Raw genomic sequence first — 23,030 nt, 5'->3', positions numbered from 1 at the left:
CCGGGACGTGGGCGTCGGGCCCCTGTACGTACCCCACGGCAGGCCCGGGCCCACCACCGGCGCCGCCGCCACCGCCGCCGACGCCACCGCCCAGGCCGCCCGCCAGGGCGCCCCGCTCCAGCCGCTCCAGCCGCGACTGCACCGACCGCTCGTCGTCGAAGGCGGCGGGCAGCAGCACCCGCGCGCAGATCAGCTCCAGCTGCAACCGCGGCGAGGTGGCGCCGCGCATCTCCGTCAGCCCCTCGTTGACGAGGTCGGCCGCCCGGCTCAGCTCGGCCCCGCCGAAGACCGACGCCTGCGCCTGCATCCGCTCGACCACATCGGCCGGGGCGTCGATGAGCCCCTTGTCCGCCGCGTCCGGCACGGCGGCGAGGATCACCAGGTCGCGCAGCCGCTCCAGCAGGTCGGCGACGAAGCGCCGGGGGTCGTTGCCGCCCTCGATCACCCGGTTCACGACCTCGAAGGCCGCCGCGCCGTCGGTCGCCGCGAACGCGTCCACGATGGCGTCGAGCAGCGAGCCGTCCGTATAACCGAGCAGCGAGGTGGCCATGGCGTACGTCACGCCGTCCTCGCTCGCGCCCGCGAGCAGCTGGTCCATGACCGACATCGAGTCCCGGACGGACCCGGCGCCCGCCCGCACCACCAGCGGCAGCACCCCGTCCTCGACCGGGATCTCCTCGCGCCCGCAGACCTCGCCCAGATAGTCGCGGAGCGTCCCCGGCGGCACCAGCCGGAACGGATAGTGGTGCGTGCGCGACCGGATGGTGCCGATGACCTTCTCCGGCTCGGTGGTCGCGAAGATGAACTTCAGATGCTCCGGCGGCTCCTCGACCACCTTCAGCAGGGCGTTGAACCCCGCCGAGGTGACCATGTGGGCCTCGTCGATGATGTAGATCTTGTAACGACTCGACGCGGGCCCGAAGAACGCCTTCTCCCGCAGTTCCCGCGCGTCGTCCACACCACCGTGCGACGCGGCGTCGATCTCGATCACATCGATCGACCCGGGCCCGTTCCGCGCGAGGTCCTGGCAGGACTGGCACTCCCCGCACGGCGCCGGAGTGGGGCCCTTCTCACAGTTCAGACAGCGGGCCAGGATGCGCGCACTGGTCGTCTTGCCACAGCCGCGCGGACCACTGAACAGATACGCGTGGTTGACCCGGTTGTTGCGCAGCGCCTGCTGCAGCGGATCGGTGACATGCTCCTGCCCGATGACCTCCGCGAAGGTCTCGGGGCGGTAGCGGCGGTACAGCGCGAGGGACGACACGCTTACGACGATATCGGGGCCCACCGACATCCGGACGCCGCCCGGTGCCCCGCCCCACACGTCCCCCACAACGCAAGGGCCCCCCACGCACCCGCCAGAGCCCACTTACCCTTGCTGCCTTCCGGCCCTGGGGGAGTTCGGTGAGATAGCGCCACGTGAGGGGCTGGCCCCCACCCTAGCGGATAGACCGGGGTGGGAACGAGTTCGCGAGCACTCCCGATCGTCTTGTAGAGTCTCCAGCGGAGGATTCGCCTAGAGGCCTAGGGCGCACGCTTGGAAAGCGTGTTGGGGGCAACCCCTCACGAGTTCGAATCTCGTATCCTCCGCCAGTGCCTTCACCGGGCACGATGTCGAAGGGCCCCACCGCTCGCGGTGGGGCCCTTCGACGTTCGTGGTCTCATTTTTGGTCTCGGCCGGGACCGGCGGAGCCCGGCTGCGTGTCGCGGTGGGCGAGGATCGTCCCGTCGAACGGATCGCGCTGCTTCGGGAAGCTGGGCGCGCAGTCGGGGCAGGCGTAGACCGTGACGCCGCCGGCGCTCGCGCCGTGCCCGATCGCGACCACGACCGGCTGCCTGGTGGTCGTTTGGCAACGGGCGCAGACCTGAACGCTCACCGAGCCGTCGCCTCCTCGGCGGGCTCAGCGGCAATCACCCGCACCAGGGCCGCGCGGAGCCGGGCCGCGTCGGTCAGGTACCGGTCCGGCCCCACCGGGATACGCCAGTGCAAGCGCGGACCATCCGTCCAGCCCGCGGGCGGCACGCCGACATACGTAACCTCGGCGCCCCGCGCGCCCAGGGCCTGTACCTGCTGCACGCCTCGCCAGTCCTGGGCATGGCGCGCCGGAATGAGCCAGTACATCAATCCGTAGTCGGCGATGACGGCGCCGGACGCGTCGGCGAGCAGCTTCAGCGCGCGTTCGCCTATGTCCGCAGAGGTCCGTACCGCGTCCCAGTACAGCCCGACTTGAACCAGCTCCACGTCGTCGCCGTTCGGCGGCGTCCACGGCAAGGCGTTGGTGCTCATGCGTCTCCTTCCCCGTTACGGGTAGTGAGGAGACGGAACCGTGCGTCATGCTGAAGCGGCCAGCGCCGACCCGCGCCGCGCATGTCCGTATGCGGCCGACGCATACGGACAACGGACGAACGGTGAGACCCAGGTACCAAACAGGGGTGGGCATGAACTGGTCTGCGCAGGCGATCCGGGACGCCTCCCGCCGAGGTGACTTCGGCCGGGTGGTGAGCCTGGCTCGCCGTGCCACCGGCGTCTCCCAACGTCAGCTCGGTGATGCCTGCGGGATCAGCCAGTCCGCCGTCTCACGCCTCGAAGGCCGCGGCGCGGCCTCCTACGACATGACCATCCTGGCGAGAGCCGCCACGCATTTGCACATTCCCCCGCGTCTGGTCGGCCTCGCCGACCACGCGGCGGCGCATGCCGCCGAGAATGGACAGCACGACGTGCACCGGCGCAACTTCCTTGCGGGGACCGCGGCGATAGCCGCGACGCCCGCGCTCGCCGCCCTTCGCCCCCACCCCACGGATGCTGGGCAGGCCGCGACACTCCGCATGGCCACCACAGCCTTCCGCCGCCTGGACGGCACCACGCCCTCCCGCCACCTGTCCGAACCGGTCCTGGCACATCTGCGGCTCACCCAGACCATCACCGGCGAAGCCGAAGCCCCCGAGCAACGCGCCCGTCTGGCCGCCGTGGGCAGCGAAGCGGCGTCCCTCGCCGGGTGGCTGGCCTGGGACATGAACGACATCGGCTCGGCCCGTACGTGGTACGGCGCGGCCATCAAGGCCGCCCGCACCTCCGGCGGCCGGCTACTCCTCGCGTACCAACTCGGCAGCCTGGCCGGTTTCGAGGCCGACGGCGGCAACACCGCCCAGGCGCTGTCCCTCGTCCACCGAGCGCGTCGTCATCTGGGAGAGCACGCACCGGCCATCGCCTCAGCATGGCTCAGCACGGTGGAAGCCCAGGCGCACGCAACATCCGGAAATGCGACCGCCACGGACACCGCCCTGCTCCAAGCCGCCCGCACCACGGACGCCATCCAGGACGAACAGCCGCCCCCGTGGCCCTGGGTGTTCTCCTTCACCCCGAGCAAGGTCGCAGCGGCCCGGCTGACCTGCGGCGCGCGACTTGGCCTGCCGAAGTGGGTAGCCGCCGCCCAAGACGCGGCGGCTGCCGCGCTGACGTCGAGCCACGAGAAACAACGCGCGCTGCTGACACTCGACCTCGCCGCCGCGCACCTCACAAGCGGTCGGTTGGACGGTGCGTTCGCCCTGGCCACCCGGGCACTGGAAACCGGCATGCGGTACCGATCCGGCCGGATCATCGAGCGCGCCCGCGGGCTCCGGCGGACCTACGCGTCGCCGACTCCCCCCAAGGTCGTCCGCGACTTCGACGACCGGCTGCACGGCATCTACCTGTGACCACGAAAGGACACTTCATGCGACTGGGCATCACCGGCCACCGAGGTCTTCCCCCGCAAACGGAGCACTTGGTTCGCCTCGCCCTAGAAGACGAAGTCTCCCGCCGCGCCCCCGACCTGGTCGGGGTCTCATGCATCGCCGACGGCCCGGACACGTGGTTCGCCGAACTGGTCCTGAAGGCCGGCGGCCGCCTTGAGGTCGTGGTGCCCGCGGAGAAGTACCGCGAGGGCCTGCCGGAAGAGCACCACGAGACCTACGACCGTCTCCTCAAGCAGGCAACCGAGGTCCACCACACGGGCCTGGCCGAGTCCAACTCGCAGGCCCACATGACCGGAAGCGAAATACTGGTCGGCCTCGCGGACGAACTGATCGCCGTCTGGGACGGCCAACCAGCCCGCGGCTACGGCGGCACCGCCGACGTCGTGACCTACGCCGACCGCACCGGCGTCCCCACCCGAGTGCTCTGGCCGAAGGGCGCCACCCGCGGCTGACCACACCGCGGGAGGACTCCCTCCCTGCCCCTGCCGATCAGAGGCGGACCGTCGAACCGAGGCGAGCGGTGTCACGCATCAGGTGAGGCCAGAGTGTCAACCATCAACCGAGACAGGACACACGCCAAGCGCCAGCTCTAAAACTGACGATCATCGTTGACACCTGGGTCTCTGATCACTACGGAGATCCACATGCCGAAGTCCACTCCCACCGCCCCGCCGCTTGACCGTGAGGGCAAGCGGCGGCTGGCGGTGATACGCCATGTCGAAGAGGTCACCGGGAACGTCGCGATGTCCTGCCGGTACTTCGGGATCAGCCGGCAGGCGTACTACACCTGGTACCGCCGCTACCAGGCCGAGGGCGCCGAGGGCCTACGCACCCGCTCCAAGGCCCCGAAGACCTCTCCGAACGCGACGCACGTCGAGGTGGTCGGGAAGATCATCTACCTGCGGCAGAACTACCACTTCGGCCCGGAGAAGATCGCGATGTACCTCAAGCGGTACCACGACGTCACCATCAGCAAGTCGGGCGTGTGGCGGATCCTCCACCGCCTGGACATGGGCCGCCTGCCGGCCTCTCAGCGCTACAAGCGCCACGACAAGCGATGGAAACGGTACGAGAAGCAGCTGCCCGGCCACCGCGTGCAGATCGACGTGAAGTTCATCGAGCCCCTCGCCTCCGCAGTCCAGGGGCGGCGCGGGGGCCGCAACAAGTACTTCCAGTTCACGGCCATCGACGACTGCACTCGCCTGCGCATCCTGCGGATCTATCCCGCGCTGAACCAGAAGACGGCCATTCAGTTCCTCGACTACGTCATCCAGCGCCTGCCGTTCCAGGTCGAGGTGATCCAGACCGACAACGGTGCCGAGTTCCAGACTGCCTTCCACTGGCACGTTCTCGACAAGGGCATCGCCCACACCTACATCAAGCCCCGCACACCACGTCTGAACGGCAAGGTCGAACGCTCCCACCGCATCGACGNCGCACACCACGTCTGAACGGCAAGGTCGAACGCTCCCACCGCATCGACGCCGAGGAGTTCTACCGGCTGCTCGACGGCGTCATCATCGACGACGCCGAGGTCTTCAACGACAAGCTGCGCGAGTGGGAGGACTACTACAACTACCATCGCCCCCACGGCGGCCTCAGCGGCCAAACCCCATACGAACGCCTCAAGCAGAAGACCGCGGCCCAGGCGTAATCGGTGATCGTCAGTGGCACACAGCCCAGCGCAAGCAGTGAGTTACAACCTTCTCTACAGGTTCAAGGCGGCTCGCTCCGCTCACCGCGCGGCCCGGTCCCGGCCGGGCCTGCGCTCCTGTCTCCGCCCCGCTCCAGCCCGGCCGGGGTCCGTGCCGCGCACTCAGCGATCAGCCGCCTGATGTCAGAGAAGGGGTACGTCGTGGCTGGGGCGGTCGGCTCCACGGCTTTAGAGGTCGTTCTCTTTCCGAACTTGGTGTGTGGTTTCTGCTGGTCAGGCATGAGATCGCAGTTGTCGCGGGAGTCTCGGTTCGTTGCTTGCCGAGATGCCGTGGGGGGGGCAGATGCCATCGATGCGGGCGGTTTTGGAAGCGCGGCAGAAGGCCGCGGCGGTGCGGGTGGAGGAACTCGAGGCCGAGCTGGAACGGGTCCGGGCGGCTCTGGTGGAGGCGGAAGAGGTGCTCAGGCGTCGAGTGATCGGCCTGGAGCAGTATCTGGAGGCACTGGCCGAGGCGGATGCGCCCGTAGCGGTGGCCGAGGCGGTGTCGCAGAGGAAGCCGGTGGGGCCGCGCCGGGCTGTGCCTCACCGCCAGGACGCGGCCGGAACCGAGGTGTTGTCGGTGGACTACCAGGCGTTGATGGCCGCCGCTGTGGAAGCGGGATCCGATGGGCTCGGTTCTCGGCGGGCAGCGGCGGTACTGGGCTGGGACAGCGCCTCCGTCTCCCGCGTGGAGGGAGCCAGGGCACGGCTGAAACGGCTGGTGGAACGGGGCTGGCTCGTGGAGGACAAGCCGGGCAGGTTCACGCTGCCCGCACCGGAACAGGCCCCTGCTGCTGAGCGGCCAGGCGGCGGCTCATGAGTACCGTCATCGACCACAGGACAACCGCTTCGCTGGTGTCCGCGCGCCGTTCGTAGTCACGGACCAGGCGCCGGCTGCGCAGGAGCCAGGCGAAGGATCTTTCCACGACCCATCGGCGGGGCAGGACCTGGAAGCCGCTGACATCGTCGCAGCGGCGGACGATGTCCAGGACGACTCCGAGGTGCTGGGCAGTCCAGTCGGTGAGGTGGCCGGTGTAACCGCCGTCGGCCCAGACCCGTGCGAGCCGCCGAAAGCGGCCCTTCGCCGCCGCCAGCAGGATGCGGGCGGCGTCCCGGCCGGTCGTGGACGCCGGCGTGACCAGCACGGCCAGGAGGAGGCCGAGCGTGTCGGTGAGCAGGTGGCGCTTGCGCCCGTTGACCTTCTTCCCGGCGTCGAAACCCCGCGAGACGTGAGCGACGGTGGCGTCCGCCTTCACCGACTGCGAGTCCACGACCGCCGCACTCGGCTCCTGATTACGGCCCTCGGTCCGGCGGACGGACTCCCGCAGCCGGTCGTGCAGCTCGGCGACCAGCCCCATGTCCCGCCACCGGGCGAAGAAGGCATACACGCGCGGCCAAGGCGGGAAGTCGGACGGCATCGCCCGCCACTTGATGCCATTGTCAACGAGGTAGCGCACCGCGTCGATCATCTGCCGCTGGCAGTAGCCCTCCGGCCGCCCGCCCCGGCCCGCCAGCCATCCAGGAACCGGCAGCAGATCCCGCACGAGTCCCCACTCGGCATCGCTCATGTCCGAGCCATACCGGGGCTGGCGCTCAGGCTGGTCACCCGCGTTCCCGAACCGATGGGCGAGACAGTCACACCCAGGAGTGGACGGACTGGACCCGGCAACCGCGACCACGCGACACTTCAACAACAGGGCCTCTTGCTTCTCGCTGGACTCGACATCCGCGAGCTACCAAGAGGCCCTTCCTTCATGCCTATGCACCAGCCAGCTCACCCGATCCAGGACTCCGTTCGAAGCAGACCGAGCACGCGAACGGATAGAGAACAGCCAGTAAGATCATGGCCCCAACGTCGTGCTTTAGCGGGCAGGTCCACAGACTGCCCGACGCGCCGCAAGCTTACGGGGCCATGATCACTCGCCCCAAAGCAGCTCCAGCCCAAAGCCGCTCCACCGACCTGGTAAGCAGGTACCGCGTAGCGGCAGACATGAACTAGCTAGAAGAGTCGTCCGGATGGCGAGGCGCCGCTTTCCACAGCCGCAACGTGCTGATTCAAGGTTTCACCAATCACTTCACCCAACCGAACAGGTACAGCGTTTCCGATCAGTCTTCCGAGACCACTGAACCGAACCTTCTCATCTCCCTGAAGGAACTTATAGGAACGCGGAAACGTCTGGATCATCGCTGCCTCCCGCAAGGAGATAGCACGGTCCTGTTCTGGATGGCCGAATCGCCCATTTCCGTACCCAAAGCATTGAGTGGTCATGGTCGGGGCCGGCATGTCCCACTCCATGCGTCCGTAGACACTGGGGTACGTGGCACCTGAGGCCTTACGGTGACATGCAGCAAGGAGCTCCGAATCCCAGTCTCGCCAAGTACCTCCTGGCTTCGAAGCCCTAATCCGCCGCATATTCATTTCACTGAGAGTGCATGCGATATGTAGCGGATCATCCGAATGCTGTTCACCGGCACGAATCGGAGGGAGGTCGGCAATTTCCTCCCGGACCGTACGAGCCGGGAAGGTCATTTGATCAATCTGGTCTAGGCCGATATCCCCCAACTTTGACGCCAGAAGGACCAGGCGCTTCCTTGTCTGAGGAACACCAATTTTGGCGCACTCAATGACTGACCAGTGAACGTGATAGCCTTTCAAACTCTTCAAGAAACGCTTGAAGACGCTGTGCGAGGCAAGCTGGGCGACATTTTCCATAGTCACAAGGTCTGGCTGCAACTCTGCAACCAGATCCCCAAAGCTAGAGACAAGCTGCCAATCCTTGCCGCGCTTCTTGCTGCGACCACTCTGACTGTAAGACGAGAATGGCTGGCACGGCGCACAGCCAGCGAGTAGAGAATAGTCACCCCCACTTAGATGGGGGAGAACTTCCGCAGCGGTCAACTCATTGACATCCCGCTCGATGAACTTGGCGTCATTGTTGGCCTCGTATGGATATCGACATGAGGGGTCGAGATCTACGCCAGCCGTAACGTTGACCCCACTTCGAACCAGACCGTGCGTAAGCCCGCCGACCCCGCAAAAAAGATCGACTGCAGAAATAGTCGGGTTCGTACTGGTCATGGTGCACCGCCGTTTGGCCTGCAATCCGGCCGCAAGAAATTATGGGATTCGATATAGCGAATGAAACAGTCTATCACTTCACGCAGGTAGCTCTCGACACTGGCGGCCATCCGGCGTAGCTCTTCCACAGCCACTCCATCCGCGCAGTCGACGAACGAGATTGACCCGTGCGCCAGACCGTTTCTGCGGTCCTTGACGAGCTTCAGGGGGCCCAGGTCATCCCGCATGTTAGCTTTGACGACTCGCCGCGTCTGCGCAGTGATAGAGATCATACATCCTAGACGCTTCCCCATCGCGAAGATTGCCTCGTCATCCCAGTTACCTCCACCCCCAGCCTCGACGCTGAACTGGGCTACGGGCAACTGTTGGACGATGTGGTCGCTCAGCTGCATCGCATATTTCAGACGATGCTCAGGGCTCATATCAGTATGAGTACGCGCTATTGAACGCACCCATTCGCGCTGAAGTTCGCCATTCAGCTGATGAGGCTTCCACTGGCCAGCGTGACCTGCAGCTTGAGTTATCGCATCGACGCAGCGCGATACCGTAGCCTCGACAAGGTTGTACAGCTGCAGATATAGGCTGGAGTACAGAATCCTCTGTTGCGTAGCAGAGATCTTGTACATCGTGCCATGAAGGCGAGGTGCTCCATCCTGGGCAGCTTTCTCAAGTTCTTCAAGTAAATCGACATAGGCGTCGACCTCTTCAAATCTCTCCTCAAAAAATGAGAGAAGATCTGCAGCGTTCATTAATGCACCAGCCGATCGCGCACAAAGTTTATACGCCCTTCCAGGCGAGAACGGGCATTCGCGCCATCGGAGCCTGTGGCATCCATGAACTCTTCACTCTGAAGCCAGGAACGCACGTTCAACTGATCACGACTCATGTCACGGAGTTGAGGTTTTTCCAGAAGCGCGAGATATGAGCCAATTGCAATCGCTTCGAATCGTGCGCGCGGCGTAGCCTTTCCGGCGGGAGTCTTACGGAATCCATAAGGAAAGATCCGCTCGACAAAATCGAGAGTCTCCTCGAAACGTCGCCTGTACTCCTCCGACAGCGTCGGCCGCTCCTTGAAGACAGCATTCTTTTTCTTGACATAGTCAAAAATGAAGTCGGCAGGCCGGTCCTTATAATTGACTAGGCCGTCACCATATGCAAAAAAGCGCGTTACCAGCTCTTCATACCCTCGCTCATTCTTGCGCTTGGCGCTCATTGGGGCGAGAGTCGCGAATCGAGCGCCATTCGCGAGCTCGATCACGAGTTTCATGAACGGACCAGCCAACGCGCCTCGACGGATTTCAGCGGTATTAGCGTTCTTGCTTCCCGTATTGATTCGCTCGAACATGTCCAACCGGGCCGCCTCATCAGCGTGTTCATTGAGAACAATGCCACGGATTGACCTGTTCCGAATCTTACGTTGACGAGATTCAGGGAGGTCTTCGAAGGTAAAGTACGACACATTCGAGAGTTGATCAAGCTCGCCCAGGCGGTAGCCCTTGAGAAGAAACTCCTCGATGGTCCTCAGTCGCTGGGATCCGTCGACGATTTCCAGCTTCCCGTCTTCCATCTCCCAGAAGAAAATGAAGGGGATGGGAAGTCCCATGATTAGGGACTCAAGGAATTTTGATTTGCGCTCGTGCTCCCAAGTAAACTCGCGCTGATAATCGGGGACGACGTATTCGCCACTTTTCATCTTATTGGCAAGGATTTCTACCGAGTATTCGGTAAGATAAAAATCAATACGCTTCGACTGATCGGCGATCTGTTTCTCGGCAGCATCACGTTCGTCGGGCGTGATCATGATAGCTTCGCTCGACATCGCTTGGTGCCTCCCCGGTGACGTCTTCTCGCGCCGATTGGCCAGCTTAGTGGCGCTAGTTGATGATCTCACAGCTCGACTCACCAGGCTGTATGGCTTCCAACTTCAATCGGTTGAGTCCCCAAGCCGAGGTCTACACCCAGCTCGGCCGTTGTCCCAGGCCAGCGTCCCTACCAACACCAGAACAGCCGACTCTTTGGCGTACCTCGCTACCCGACTTGCCCTCTCGGCCGTGGTCTCTCTTCTGGTCTCATTCACCCACGTCCAGCCCCGTCCGGATGAGGATGCAGACGGGCCAGGCTCCGGGGCAACGGACACGCATGGACACAGGCGAACACCCCCGAGCAGCCCTCTGCATCTCGTATCCTCCGGCCCTCTGGCGTATGTCCGTCTCAGTCGGCCTCTGGCGGTTCCCAGAGCACGCCGCCGACTTGCTGTGCGACCTTCCGGAGCATCGGATCGGTCACGTGCATGTACCGCGGTCCCGCATCCGCGCCGCTCCCCCGGGCTCCCACCCCATGATCGCGTCGACCACGACATCCGGGACGCCGAGGAGCGGGAGCACGGTCGCGGCGGCGTGGCGAGCATCATGCGGACGACCATCCCGAACACCCGCACCCCGAAGCAGCCGCTTCTAGACGTGGGAGTCGGTGTTCGGGCTCAGCGGCCCGCCGGTCGGCGAAGCGAAGACATATTCCTTGCCCTCCCAGTCGGTACCGGCCGCGCGTCGCTCTCTCTCCTGCTCCTCCTGGTGCTGACAGAGCAGCTTGATCACCGGATCACCCATGTTGAGGTTCGCCTCGAATAGCGCCAAGCCTCTTGCAGGACAGAGCAGCGATTGGGCGCAAGAGCGCCGGGCGTTAGGACCTGTCCGGGCGATCATGTGACTGCTGCGTGCCTGCGTCGTTGCCATGAACATGGGACGGGGTTACTCAACAGATGCGGAGTGGGAACGGCTGCGGCCGTTTTCGCCGGTCAGCAACGGGCGGTGTGGTCGGTGGCGGGATCACCGGCAGGTGATCGACGGCATCCTGCACCGGGTGCGGACCGGTGTGCAGTGGCGGGATCTGCCTGAGCGGTTCGGCCCGTGGAAGACGGTGTATGAGCGTCATCGGCTGTGGTCGGCTGACGGCACCTGGGAACGCCTGCTTCAGCAGGTGCAGGCCGCCGCCGACGCAGCCGGTGAGATCGACTGGGACATCGCGGTGGACTCCACGATCGTGCGGGCACATCAGCACGCCGCCGGAGCCCGTACTGACCCGCCGCCGGTGACGATCCGGCGCGTGCAGACCTGGTCGCGGTGGACGTCGTGGTCGTAGCCTCGGTCGGCGAAGACCGACTAAGGCTTGCGGCGGGGCCGGCCGAGCCTGCCCCGGACAGGGGGCATGGCATCGAGCAGGTGCATGAGCTGTGTGACGTCGTTGCGGTTGCCGCCGGTGAGGATGGCCGCGAGTGGGGTGCCGTGCCCCTCGGTGAGCAGGTGGTGTTTGGAGCCGACTCGTCCCCGGCCGACCGGCAACGGGCCCTGTCTGAAGCCCCCTTGCAACGCCCTGACGTGGCTGGAGGCCACAACCGCTCTCGACCAGTCCAGTCGGGCGGCGGCGTTCAGCTCGGCCAGCAGCATCTCGTGCAGCTGCTGCCACACCCCGGCCTCGTTCCAGTCCCGCAGCCGGCGCCAGCACGTCATGCCCGACCCGAAACCGAGCTCCTGAGGAAGGTGTTTGCACTGAATGCCGGTGTGGAGCACGAACATGATCCCGCACAGCACCTGCCGGTCCGGGACGGGTTTGCGGCCCGGGCGCCGGAACCGCCGTTCCTTCTTCGGCAGCAGCGGCTCGATCCGCTCCCACAAGTCGTCCGACACGATCCAAGGCGAAGTCCTCACGGCCGGACAACGCCCAACTGGCCGTCCAGGCACGGGTACCAGGACCAATCCACTTCATTGTGTTAGCGCCTCTAAGGCACGAAAAACTGAGTTGCAGTCGCAGCATCTAGCTGGCAACGCAGGGCAACCTCTCATTCGCCTTACCTTCGACGAATTCGGCGTACCGGTATTATCGGCGTGGCCAAGAGATGATTACGGCACCGGCGTAATCATCCAGGCCCCCAGATAAGCTGACAGTGACAGGGCATATCTGCGGTACCCAGGTGGGATGCACTAGGCGCGACGAGTGGGACACAATCTGTCTCGGGGTGCGGCGGACCACTCACACTCAGGTCGCCTGTAAACGCGCGACTACTGTTTCTTCGACCAGCCGGACACGACGAGTCGACGGGAGTTCCTCAAAGCTAGCTTTTAACCCATTGAGCGGTGGACTCACCACTGCTCTTCGTACCGCAATGCGCTCTTCTCGACATCGCGTGGGCTGCCCGACAGATTGCATATCTGAGTGCCTGAGATTCGGCTTCAAGCAGTGACAGGCCGCGAGTTTCCTGAATTCCACTAGGCATCCAGAGCATCGAGACCTTCACATCCACAGCATCGCGAAGTTAACAAATACAACATAAAGGGAAAATTCATATTATAGGGACAATTGTTGCAATCAACGCAAATTTCACGAACCACTCAAAAGGTCAACTCGGACTCGTACAGGTGAGCATCAGGTGTTGTCAACAGTCCTTGCTCGAGCGCGAATGGAGTGGTTAAAGTGCGAACTGATAGGGATCCGTCCCTTTATCATGGGTTCATGTACGCCTGGGGGCACTGCGGATCAGATCCGCAGTGCGCTTCCACGTCGCCATGCCAGCGACTGGAAGTCGGCACTCGTGCCGAGCCATCCGACGGTGGCCTGGTAACCCATCGTCCATTTCGAATGGCTGCAATTTTCAATGCAGTCTGGGGGGAATTTTTCCATGTTCGATTCTGCGCGGGAGGCGGACGACGTCGTTGATGTGGTCGAGGACCTGTCACAGCGTGTCCTGAACGTCTATAGGGCGGACCCCGGTCATGTTCTGGAGCATGCGAACAACGAGCGCCGTATCACGCAGGGGGGATACGGCGAGCGACAGATCTACGAGCTCGTCCAAAACGGCGCGGACGAGAACATGGAACGCGCGCCCGGAGTCGTGGGCACGATCCACGTACTCCTCACCGACACCCACCTCTATTGCGCCAACACCGGCACACCGATGACCGCTGCTGGCGCGGACACCATCCTGCGCATGGCCGTGTCTCGGAAACGGACCGGCAAGATCGGACGCTTCGGGGTCGGCGTCAAATCGGTGCTCAGCGTGTCGGACACTCCTCGCTTCTACAGCACAACTGGCTCGTTCGGCTTCGACAAAGAATGGTCGGCGCGCGTTATTCGAGAAACGATTCCGGATCTTTCGGCGTTAGACCCTACGCCGGTACTGCGGATGGCGCAGCCGCTGGATCTGGACTCGGAGTGTCGGCGTGACGAGCAGCTCGAAGAACTGATGACTTGGGCCTCGACGACGGTGGTGCTCCGGCTGCATCGCGGTGCGGCTGATCGGCTAGGTCAGGACATCATCAACTTCCCGGCGCACTTCATGCTTTTTTCCCCTCATGTGGATCGCCTGGTCCTGGAGGACACCCGCGCCGGCCGCCAGCTGTGTCGAGAGATCACGCAGGAGACGCGCGGCGTCGAGCACCACGTCGTTGAGCACCGCAACGGCACCCGCGACAGCAGCGAGCGCTGGTTCGTCTTCAGCGTCGATCACGAGCCCAGCCCCACCGCAGCGCGGACGGCGGGAGAATTGCACGATCGGCCTGTCGTCACCATCTCCTGGGCGGTTCCCGACAAGGGCGTCCCGCAACGCGGAAAACGTGGCAATTTCTGGGCCTACTTCCCGACCCACTACGACACGACCCTGACCGGAATCCTCAACGCGCCGTGGAAGACCCCGGAGGACCGCCAGAACCTGACAAAGAGCGACTTCAACGAGGAGTTGGTGACCAGGGCGGCGGGGCTGGTGGTCGATTCCATCCAAGACTTGTACGAGGCGAAGGATCCGGGGTCCTACCTCACCCTGCTCACCGCGCGTGGTCGGGAGGCCTCTCAGTGGGGCGACGAAATGCTGAGCCAGAAGGTGCTGCAGGCAGCCGCACGCCAGCCCTCCCTTCCGGACCAGGACGGATTCCTCCGACTCCCCAAAAAACTGCTGCTGCATCCGGAAAATCTCCAGCCAGCCTGGCTCGAACGTTGGGCGACCCACCCGGGGCGCCCCAAGAACTGGTGTCACCACAGTGTGGAGAGCCGTGAAAGGCGCTCCAGGGCAAGGGACATCCTCCACCAGGCCGACGTGGCTCCGTCCTCACTGCGCACCTGGCTCGAAGCACTCGTCGCGGACCGCAGCGTGGAAGCAGCGAAGTGCGCGCTGACGCTGGCCGCCTCCATCGTCGAGACCGGTACTCAACTCCAAGCGACCGAGGCGCGTACGGCCCGAGTCCTGCTCACCGAGCGTGGCGACTTTCATTCGCCTTCTGAGGGCAAGGTGTTCCGCCGAGACGGTGGCGCCCGTCTTCCCAACGAACCCACGGTGTACCTGCACGACGCGATCGCGCAGGACCCCGAGGTGCTGCACGCGCTGCAGATTCTGGGCGTAGAAGAGGCCAACGCCGTCGGACGGCTGCGAGCCGCCGTCGCATCCAAGTTCACTCGGTACCGGAACAACGACTGGGAAGAATTTTGGGCTTTGGCGCGCACAGTCGATCGCGATGAGATGGTCAAGGTCGTCAAAGAACGCTTTCCCGAACCGGAGCGGGCGCTCAAGGTTCGCACCGCCACCGGTCAATTCCGTCTCGTCCGCGACTGCATCCTGGCGGGGCCTGTGGTGCCCGAGGACGGACAGCGTGATGCCTCGCTGCTCGTCGACCCAGTCTTCCATGCAGCCGACACCGACGTACTCAAGGCCCTCGGCACGGTGGACCGTCCGGTGCTGCGGATGAACCCTCGCTCCGATTCCTGGTTCAGCGACTACAGCAGCGTCATGTACAACCAGTTCTGCGCAGCTCTGCCGCCCCATACTTCCCGTCCTCGACCGTCCTCCGTGAGCCTGGTCGGCCAGGACACTCCCGGCCCCCTGCACCTGCTGCCAGAGCTGTCCCAGGAAGGAAGGGCCGCTTTCACACGGGAACTTCCCGACACTGGGATCGTGCCCGACTGGAGGTGCATCCGGACCACCGGTCAGGGTGGTGATCTTCGCGTCGAGTCGCCTCTGGTCTGGATGCTTCACCAGGAGGGCATGCTCTGCACCTCGATCGGCGCGAGGCGGCCGAGTGCTGCCGTGAGTCCCGAGTTGACTGTGGACGGCCGCTTCCTGCCCGTCGCCGACGTCGCCGTGGCCTACGCACGTGCGCTCCGGTTGCCATCCAGGATCCAGGACGTCCCCGTCGCCTTGTGGAGCGAATTGGCCAAGCGCGCGGACTCGGGGACGGACGCCTCCTTCGTGGGAAGCGCCTATACCTTGCTGGCCAGTTCGGCCCCCACGGGCACTCTCGGGGACCGAGGGCGTCTGTTCCGTTGCCAGGCGGGCGAGAACTGGGAGATGCAACAGAGCGACAGCATCGCCGTCACCTTCGAGGAGGACCAGTACGAGGTCCTGCTCCGTGAACGCGTGCCGACGCTTCTGGTCCCCACCGAGGCCGACGCGCAACTCCTCATCGACCGCTCCCGCTTCCGCACCCCTTCCGACCTCTTGGTCGAGGAGGTCCACTCCGTCCTGCTGACAGAGCCGGTCCCCGTGACGGATGTCTTTCCTCGGCTGCGTCAGGTGCTCCCTCGGGGAGCCGCCTGGAAACTGGCGCACTGCTCCGAGCTGGTCAACATCGTCCGCGGTCCTGAGGGGCGACGTGAGCAGATCCTGACCGAAACGCTCGACGGGCTCACGGTGCTGCTGTCCGGGGAGCGTGACGATGATTCGACCCTGCAGGCCCTGGACCGACTCCTTGGGCTACGACTGGGGGTCGACGGTTGTCGGGAGCTCCTGCGTCAGCAGGCACGGGACCGTGACGACAAAAGGTTGCTGCTGGTCCGCCAAGAGACCGATCTATCCAAAAAGCTCCTGCTTGCCGTCGGCGAGAACCGGCTGACGACCGAGCTGCCCCCCGGTCTGGCGCTGGCCGACGCGGAGCTGCGCGGAATCCCGGTCGATGGCCTGCGAGCGGCCGAACTGCTGCTCGCCGCTCACGGGGAAGACGTCCTGCGCGTCCTCGCACCCACACTCGCCGAGGCGGGTTTCGATGTGCCGCAGAGCTGGACGGGCGGCACGGCGGCACGGCGTTTCGTCCGCACGTATGGCTTTCCGGAGTCTTGGGCCGGTGATCCGCAGACCCACGGCAACCCCAAGCCGTACGAGACGGTGCCGGGTCCGCGAAAACCGCTGAAGTTGCATGACTACCAGAAGACCCTGGTGCAGCGCATGTACGAGCACCTCGCCCAGAACGCGGAGAAGCGGGCCATGCTGCAGATCCCCACCGGGTCGGGCAAGACGCGGATCGCAGCCGAGGCCGGCGTCCGAGCGCTGCATAACGGCCTCATCAACGGGCCGATCCTGTGGATCACACAGAGCCAGGAACTGGCGGAACAAGCCATCGAGACCTGGTCCTACGTCTGGCAGAGCAAGGGAACGGACAAGCCACTGCGCATCACCCGCTTGTGGGGCGGTATCCCGGATGCCGTTCCCGTCTCGGAAGGGCCGCAGGTTGTCGTCGCCATCGACGACACCGCCGTCAAGCGGCTCCCGAAGGAGGATTACGCCTGGCTACGTGCGTGCGCCCTTGTGATCGTCGACGAGGCCCACTTCGCCGTACCGAAGACCTACACCCAAATCCTCGACGCCCTTGGCATCGACCAGTACCAGACCTCACGTCATCTCGTCGGTCTGACGGCCACCGCGTTTCGCGGGGACAACGACGATGAGACGCGAACCCTGGTCTCACGATTCGGACAAAAGCGCCTGGATCACGGCGTGTTCAAGAACAACGACGCTTACAGTCACCTGCAGTCGTTGAAGGTCCTGGCCGATGTCGAACACGAGGAACTCCTCGGTGGTTCCTATTCTCTGAGCAGAGAGCAAGTGACAGAGATACAGAGAACTCACGCGATGGCCCTGCCGGCAGACGTCATCCGGAGCCTCGCACAGGACGTCGAACGTACCCAGCGCATCGTGGACAGAATCGAGAAACTGCATCACGACTGGCCAGTATTGGTCTTCGCCACCTCGGTCGAGCATGCCCAGGTTCTTGCCGCACTGCTGCAGGACCGTGGTATCACGGCGGCCTCGATCGACGGACGGACACCACCTAGCATCAGGCGGCGCCGCATCGCCGCGTTCAGGGACAACAAAATCAGAGTTCTGACCAACTACAGGGTTCTGACACAGGGATTCGACGCGCCCGCCGTACGAGCCGTCGTGGTCGCCCGTCCCACCTTCAGCCCCAACACCTACATACAGATGATCGGCCGAGGCCTACGAGGCAAGCTGAACGGGGGCAAGGACTCCTGCCTGATCCTCAATGTGGCCGACAACATCAAGAATTTTGGTCGCGGACTCGCCTACACCCGCATGGAGCATCTGTGGCACCAGGTGGACCGATGACCGCATCCAGAGCCAGTGCACCGGCACTGACGGATGTCCAGCGCCGCATCGTCGAAGAGCCGGCGGAACGCAAGGCGCTTGTCACCGCAGGCGCCGGAACCGGCAAGACCTTCACACTGGTCAGACGGATCGAATACCTGGTCTCGGAAGGTCTCACCGGCGGAGACCTCATCGTCTTGACCTTCTCGCGTGCCGCTTCAGTAGAGCTGCGTGAACGACTGCGGTCGCTGAGCGGTAGGTCCCGACACGTGCGTGTGACAACGTTCGACGCGTGGGCTCTGGGTCTACTCCGCGAGGCCGCAAACGACGAAACCTGGTACGCCCGCTCCTTCGACGAACGCATCCGAGCGGCCACTCGAGTCATCGAAGACGAGATGCGAGCTCCCGAGTCACTCGACGCGGTCCGACACGTCGTCATCGACGAAGTCCAGGATCTGGTCGGTGATCGCCGACAGCTCGTGGATACCTTCCTTGACGCCTACGAGTGCGGGTTCACCATCGTCGGCGACCCGGCCCAGGCCATCTATGGTTTCCAGGTCCAAGACCCCGAAAAGCGAGCCTGCGATACGGGCAGATTCTTCTCCAGGCTCCGGGAGCGGTTCTCGGACGAGCTTGAGGAGTTCGCCCTCGACGAGAACTTCCGAGCCGCTTCCGACGACGCCGCCTGTGCCCGCCCTTACGAGGCCGCGGTCCGCGCCTGCTCCACCCGCGCAGAGGCCGACGCGGTCCACGAGCAACTGCGCATGGAACTAGCCTCCAAGCTGGAGTTCGGCGACCTGCGGGTCCGGCATGTGCGGGCCTCCCTGTGCGACACGAAACTCACCACTGCCATCCTGTGCGCCACGAACGGCGACGCACTTCTGCTCTCACGGTGGCTGGCCGATCTGGGCATCGACCATCGGGTCCGCGGAGGCACTGATGATCACTCTGTGCCCTCGTGGGTCGCTCAGGTCGTGTCCCGCCTGCCCGGTGCCCTCTCCATTTCGCGGGACCGGTTCATTGAGGCCTGGCAATCCCTGCCGCACACGCCCGACCTCGACCATGGCCGCAACGCATGGCAATTGCTTCTGCGGACCGCGGGCGACCGGAGCGGGCACGTCGTCAAGCTTGGACGGCTCCACGAAGCCATCGCCCGCGGTCACCTGCCGGACAGCCTCGTGGCACAGCAAGAGGACGGTCTGATCGTCTCCACGTTCCACCGGGCCAAGGGCCTGGAGTTCGACCAGGTGCTCGTCGTCGACCCTGGCTCACTGGACGACGAGCAGGTGGCTGCCGATCGCTGCGACGCTGCCCGGGCCCTATACGTCGCCATGACTCGTGCCCGCCACGATCTCTACCGTCTGCAACCGCCCGACGCATACGCCACTCGTCACCGCGGATTTCGGCTGGTACGCAAGGTCAAAGGCACGCAACGATGGGGACGATACGGCTACAAGCCGAGCCAGCGGTTGGGGCTTTCGTTCCTGGGTGAGGACGTCCATGGTGACCATCCGGCAGGATTGGAACAGATCACCTGCGACCCCGGAAAGGTCCAGGAATACCTGGCGCACAAGGTCCGCCCCGGCGACGAGGCGGTATGGACGAGACTGAACGACGTGCCCGTGGCCCACGAGAAGCGGATGGCTCCCGGTTACGCCATCATGCACGGCGAACAGATCGTGGGTGTCGCCTCTGATGTCTTCCGCCGCGACCTGTATCGCTTCGTGCAGCAGTGGAAGTCGCATCAGCCGGCAAGCTGGCCTCGTCACGTCACCGGAACGCGGGTCGACCTCGTCGAGACCGTAGCGGGCGAGGATGCCGCAGCCGTCCGTGCCGGTCTTGGTCCGTGCGGACTCTGGCTCGCACCACGGCTGATCGGAATCGGCCGGTTCCACTACGACCGCAAGGGCGAGGACGCATGACGGGTGATCACGCGCGACACTACCGCTTTCGCGGGCAGTTGGCCGAGCGTTTGAAATCGGACCTGCTCGGTCCCCACAGCGAACATCGCCACGACGTCGAGATCCTCCACGACTGGCCTGTCACCACTTACTCCACCGGTGTCCTGTTTCCCCGCGTCGTGGACCCGACGCAGACGGAACAGTCGGACCCGGAGGCCGCGGAACAGGATCTCGATGATGCTGATTCCTCTGTAGCGATGGACGAAATGCCCGACACGGGCATCGTCCTCGCGAGGGTCGCCCGCCCCTCGGCGACTGGTCTCACCTTCGCCGTCGACCCCACTCGCAACCGTCACATACTCGTGCAGGCGTTCGCCGCCGTGTACGAGCCTGTGGACGCCGCAGGCGAATCGGTCGAGCCCAAACGTGCCGAACAGCGCAGCACCCAGCAACCCGACGTGCGTTGGCGCCGCCGTCCCCTACAGCTTTCCCCCACACCCGTGGACGTTCTGGCCCCACCCGACAAAACGGTGAAACTCGACGAAGGCCTGTACCTGCACCTGCGGGCCCGTCCGCCTCACGGCCCTCGCGGAACGATCTCCGTGACTGCCACCCTAATGAACACTCACGCCGTGGAGCAGCAGGAGATCAAGGATCCGAAGTGCTTCTTCCAGGTGGGACTGCAGGTCACAATTCCCGACGGCAGCCCGGCGCTCGTCGAACGTCCGACGGTCCGTGATCTCGACGACGAGAGCCGGCTGGCCGTGCTGTTGCATCGCCACGCCCCCTCGTTCGCAGTCGGCCACGGCTGCGCGGCGGACTGGTCCTGGACCCCCCCGCCCGTTGGCCGGCCCCAGCGGCACGATGCGCCCGAGGGAGTCTGCTCCGTCTGGACAGAGCACGTTCCCGTGAGCGAGGTCCTCCTCTCCGACTCCAACTCCTCCGTCCCCACGACGCGCCTGGAGATGGGGTACCTCGCCAATGCAACGAAGCTCGAACTGATCAGCTCCTTGCGTACGTTCGTCTCCCTGTACGGGAATTGGATCAATGGCCGTGCCATGGATGCGGAACTGCTGCGCGACGGAATCTACGGCGACTCCGCTTACTTACGCCTGGCCGAGGAGCAGCTGAAGCATTGCCGGATTGCGCAGCATCGCATGAGCTCCGGGATCGATCTGCTGGAGAACGATCCGGATGCGTTGGAGGCATTCCGCTTGGCCAACCGCGTCATGGCGCTGCAGCGCGGCAGAGGCCAGTGGATCAAGCGAGAACGTGCCGGGGCGCCCTCGCCCGAGGGCACATGGCGGCCCTTCCAGCTCGGGTTCGTGCTGCTGTGCCTGAACGGCATGGTGGACGCGACCCACCCCGACCGAGCCATCGCCGACCTCTTGTGGTTCCCGACCGGTGGCGGCAAGACGGAGGCGTACCTCGGGCTGATCGCCTTCACCGTCTTCCACCGGCGTCTGCGTCACGGCGCAGCAGGTGGTGGAGTGACCGTGCTCATGCGGTACACCCTGCGTCTACTCACCCTGCAGCAGTTCGAACGGGCGGCCCTACTGATCTGCGCGATGGAGACCGTACGTGCCGAGCAGCTCGAACGTCTGGGGGAAGAGAAGATCTCCATCGGCATGTGGGTGGGGAAGGCCGCCACACCCAACAGGCTCAAGAATGCCGACAAGGCGCTGAAGAAGCTGGCACGAGGCGAGAAACTCCACGAGGAAAACCCCGTCCAACTCAAGAACTGCCCCTGGTGCGGCACTCCTCTACTGGTCCGTAACCACAAGGTCGACGTCCCCGGGAACCAGATGGTCATCCACTGCGATGACCAGGCGTGTGACTTCTCCTCCGGGCTCCCCGTACACGTCGTCGACACTGAGCTCTACCGGGTCCGCCCCACACTCGTCATCGCAACCGCAGACAAGTTCGCCCGCATTGCCTGGCGTGAGGACGTCGCCGCCCTGTTCAACCGGGACGAGGACCGACTCCGGCACGGCACCCCACCACCCGAGCTCGTCATCCAGGACGAACTCCACCTGATCTCCGGCCCCCTAGGAACCCTCGCCGGCCTGTACGAAGCGGCCGTAGACATCGCCTGCGCCCACCCGAAGATCATCGCCTCCACCGCGACAATCCGACGCGCCCAAGAGCAAGGACGGGCCCTCTTCGGCCGGGACGTGGTTCAGTTCCCGCCGTCCGGCCTGGACGCCCGCGACTCATGGTTCGCCGTCGAGGCCCCCGCAGAACGCAGGCCCTCACGCCTCTACGTCGGCCTTCTCGCGCCCGGACTCTCCCAAGCAACACTCCTCATCCGCGCCTACGCGTCCCTTCTTCACAATGCCAAGCACCTGCCGTTCCCGGACGAGGCGGTACGGGACACCTACTGGACACTGCTCGGATACTTCAACAGCCTGCGACTCCTCGGCGCCGCAGAGCTGCAGGTCAACGCCGATGTCAACGAGCGGCTCCGGACACTGGCAATGCGGGACGGGGTGGAGCCGCGGCAGGTCCTGCCGACCGAAATCACCAGCCGCGTTCCCTCCAGCGATCTTCCAGGACTCCTCGGTGCCCTCGGCCGATCTCTAAGGACGGGATCAGCCCTGGACGTGCCGCTGGCGACCAACATCATCTCCGTCGGTGTCGACTTCGATCGCCTCGGTCTCATCGCCGTGGCGGGGCAGCCACAAACCACGGCCGAATACATCCAGGCCACTAGCCGTGTCGGTCGCGCCCACCCCGGTCTCGTCGTCACCCTGTTCAACGCAGCCCGGTCCCGGGACCTCTCACACTACGAGAACTTCGTCAGCTACCACTCCGCTCTGTACCGACAGGTCGAGTCGACCAGCGTGACGCCGTTCGCGGCCCGAGCCCGTGACAAGGCCCTCCATGCTGCGTTCCTCGGGCTCGCCCGCCTGCTTCATCCGGAAATTCGCAAGAACGCAGACGCCAAGGACGTGAACAGCTTCACCCATCAGCTTTCCTCAATTCGCCAGCAGTTGGTGAACCGCATCCAAGCCTTTTCGCCTGCAGAGGCCGCCCATGCAGACGCGGAAATCCGCGCCTTCATCGAGCACTGGCGCCACCTCGTCGAGACCAACGAGAGGCTGGAGTACGAGGCCGCGTTCGAGTTCAAAGCCAACCCTCGCCGTAGACCGGACCTCGCCCTGCTCCGCACTCATCAGGACCACGACCTCACCAAGGCCCGTCCAACCCTGTGGAGCCTGCGCGACGTCGACGTCGAGTCCCATCTGTACCTGGAGAGTTGAT

The 23,030-nt window shown here is 64.6% G+C and carries 13 protein-coding genes, 1 tRNA gene, 1 other RNA gene and 4 pseudogenes; 9 read left to right on the top strand and 10 right to left on the bottom strand.

The window, feature by feature from the left end:
- Together EEJ42_RS07275 and ffs are read right to left on the bottom strand one after the other, a co-directional pair.
- A partial coding sequence (locus tag EEJ42_RS07275) for a DNA polymerase III subunit gamma and tau (protein WP_123099151.1) occupies nucleotides 1-1,264 on the bottom strand: 1,264 nt, incomplete at its 3' end.
- Nucleotides 1,265-1,336: 72 nt separating this feature from the next.
- Nucleotides 1,337-1,431, bottom strand: an RNA gene (gene ffs, locus EEJ42_RS07270) — signal recognition particle sRNA small type.
- 74 nt (nucleotides 1,432-1,505) lie between these two features.
- On the opposite strand from ffs, the gene EEJ42_RS07265 reads away from it, so the two are divergent.
- Nucleotides 1,506-1,593 (top strand) — tRNA-Ser (locus EEJ42_RS07265).
- A 68-nt stretch (nucleotides 1,594-1,661) separates the two neighbouring features.
- Here EEJ42_RS07265 and EEJ42_RS07260 read toward each other — a convergent pair.
- Together EEJ42_RS07260 and EEJ42_RS07255 are read right to left on the bottom strand one after the other, a co-directional pair.
- Nucleotides 1,662-1,877 (bottom strand): hypothetical protein, encoded by a 216-nt coding sequence (locus tag EEJ42_RS07260; RefSeq protein WP_123099143.1) that lies wholly within the window; start codon nucleotides 1,875-1,877, stop codon nucleotides 1,662-1,664.
- Entirely contained in the window at nucleotides 1,874-2,287 is a 414-nt protein-coding gene (locus EEJ42_RS07255) for a hypothetical protein (protein WP_123099142.1), read from the bottom strand. The genes EEJ42_RS07260 and EEJ42_RS07255 overlap by 4 nt, the downstream gene beginning before the upstream one ends.
- Nucleotides 2,288-2,439: 152 nt before the next feature.
- On the opposite strand from EEJ42_RS07255, the gene EEJ42_RS07250 reads away from it, so the two are divergent.
- The 4 genes and pseudogenes from EEJ42_RS07250 to EEJ42_RS07235 all read left to right on the top strand — a co-directional run bounded on the left by EEJ42_RS07250 (nucleotide 2,440) and on the right by EEJ42_RS07235 (nucleotide 6,248).
- Complete coding sequence (locus EEJ42_RS07250; protein ID WP_123099150.1) at nucleotides 2,440-3,696, top strand: helix-turn-helix domain-containing protein; 1,257 nt, start codon at nucleotides 2,440-2,442, stop codon at nucleotides 3,694-3,696.
- A gap of 17 nt (nucleotides 3,697-3,713) precedes the next feature.
- Nucleotides 3,714-4,187 (top strand): hypothetical protein, encoded by a 474-nt coding sequence (locus EEJ42_RS07245; RefSeq protein WP_123099141.1) that lies wholly within the window; start codon nucleotides 3,714-3,716, stop codon nucleotides 4,185-4,187.
- 192 nt (nucleotides 4,188-4,379) lie between these two features.
- A pseudogene (locus tag EEJ42_RS07240) lies at nucleotides 4,380-5,389 on the top strand (IS481 family transposase).
- 352 nt (nucleotides 5,390-5,741) lie between these two features.
- Entirely contained in the window at nucleotides 5,742-6,248 is a 507-nt protein-coding gene (locus EEJ42_RS07235; RefSeq protein ID WP_123099149.1) for a hypothetical protein, read from the top strand.
- Here the strand turns inward: EEJ42_RS07235 and EEJ42_RS07230 are convergent.
- The 5 genes and pseudogenes from EEJ42_RS07230 to EEJ42_RS07205 all read right to left on the bottom strand — a co-directional run.
- Nucleotides 6,190-6,996, bottom strand: coding sequence for an IS5 family transposase (locus tag EEJ42_RS07230; protein WP_123099140.1), 807 nt, complete (start codon nucleotides 6,994-6,996; stop codon nucleotides 6,190-6,192). The two genes, EEJ42_RS07235 and EEJ42_RS07230, sit on opposite strands and share 59 nt — an antisense overlap.
- 431 nt (nucleotides 6,997-7,427) lie before the next feature.
- Complete coding sequence (locus EEJ42_RS07220) at nucleotides 7,428-8,507, bottom strand: DNA cytosine methyltransferase (protein ID WP_123099138.1); 1,080 nt, start codon at nucleotides 8,505-8,507, stop codon at nucleotides 7,428-7,430.
- A complete protein-coding gene (locus EEJ42_RS07215; protein ID WP_123099137.1) occupies nucleotides 8,504-9,256 on the bottom strand; it encodes an MAE_28990/MAE_18760 family HEPN-like nuclease in 753 nt (250 codons plus the stop codon). The genes EEJ42_RS07220 and EEJ42_RS07215 overlap by 4 nt, the downstream gene beginning before the upstream one ends.
- On the bottom strand, nucleotides 9,256-10,308 hold the full coding sequence (locus EEJ42_RS07210; RefSeq protein WP_221179331.1) for a DUF262 domain-containing protein: 1,053 nt from the start codon (nucleotides 10,306-10,308) through the stop codon (nucleotides 9,256-9,258). The genes EEJ42_RS07215 and EEJ42_RS07210 overlap by 1 nt, the downstream gene beginning before the upstream one ends.
- Nucleotides 10,309-10,718: 410 nt before the next feature.
- Nucleotides 10,719-11,107 (bottom strand): annotated as a pseudogene (locus tag EEJ42_RS07205) (tyrosine-type recombinase/integrase); the annotation flags it as partial.
- Nucleotides 11,108-11,243: 136 nt separating this feature from the next.
- On the opposite strand from EEJ42_RS07205, the pseudogene EEJ42_RS07200 reads away from it, so the two are divergent.
- Nucleotides 11,244-11,579, top strand: a pseudogene (locus tag EEJ42_RS07200) (IS5 family transposase); the annotation flags it as partial.
- Nucleotides 11,580-11,599: 20 nt separating this feature from the next.
- Here the strand turns inward: EEJ42_RS07200 and EEJ42_RS07195 are convergent.
- Nucleotides 11,600-12,253, bottom strand: a pseudogene (locus EEJ42_RS07195) (IS5 family transposase); the annotation flags it as partial.
- A gap of 926 nt (nucleotides 12,254-13,179) precedes the next feature.
- Between EEJ42_RS07195 and EEJ42_RS07190 the strand changes: the two are divergent.
- From EEJ42_RS07190 to EEJ42_RS07180, 3 genes are read left to right on the top strand one after another with little or no spacing between them, the layout of a single operon-like run.
- Nucleotides 13,180-17,886: a DEAD/DEAH box helicase gene (locus tag EEJ42_RS07190; protein WP_184502979.1), complete on the top strand. Its 4,707-nt coding sequence runs from the start codon at nucleotides 13,180-13,182 to the stop codon at nucleotides 17,884-17,886.
- Nucleotides 17,883-19,787 carry a UvrD-helicase domain-containing protein gene (locus tag EEJ42_RS07185; RefSeq protein ID WP_123099132.1) on the top strand — a complete coding sequence of 635 codons (1,905 nt, stop codon included), beginning with the start codon at nucleotides 17,883-17,885 and terminating at the stop codon, nucleotides 19,785-19,787. Before EEJ42_RS07190 ends, EEJ42_RS07185 begins: the two co-directional genes overlap by 4 nt.
- Nucleotides 19,784-23,029 (top strand): DNA helicase, encoded by a 3,246-nt coding sequence (locus EEJ42_RS07180; RefSeq protein WP_123099131.1) that lies wholly within the window; start codon nucleotides 19,784-19,786, stop codon nucleotides 23,027-23,029. The genes EEJ42_RS07185 and EEJ42_RS07180 overlap by 4 nt, the downstream gene beginning before the upstream one ends.
- The last annotated feature ends 1 nt before the right edge of the window (nucleotide 23,030 follow it).

It is taken from the genome of Streptomyces botrytidirepellens (assembly GCF_003721215.1).
GTDB classification, from domain to species: domain Bacteria; phylum Actinomycetota; class Actinomycetes; order Streptomycetales; family Streptomycetaceae; genus Streptomyces; species Streptomyces himastatinicus.
The sequence above is the reverse complement of the archived record's forward strand: the minus strand, read 5'-3'. Positions and strand labels throughout refer to the sequence as shown.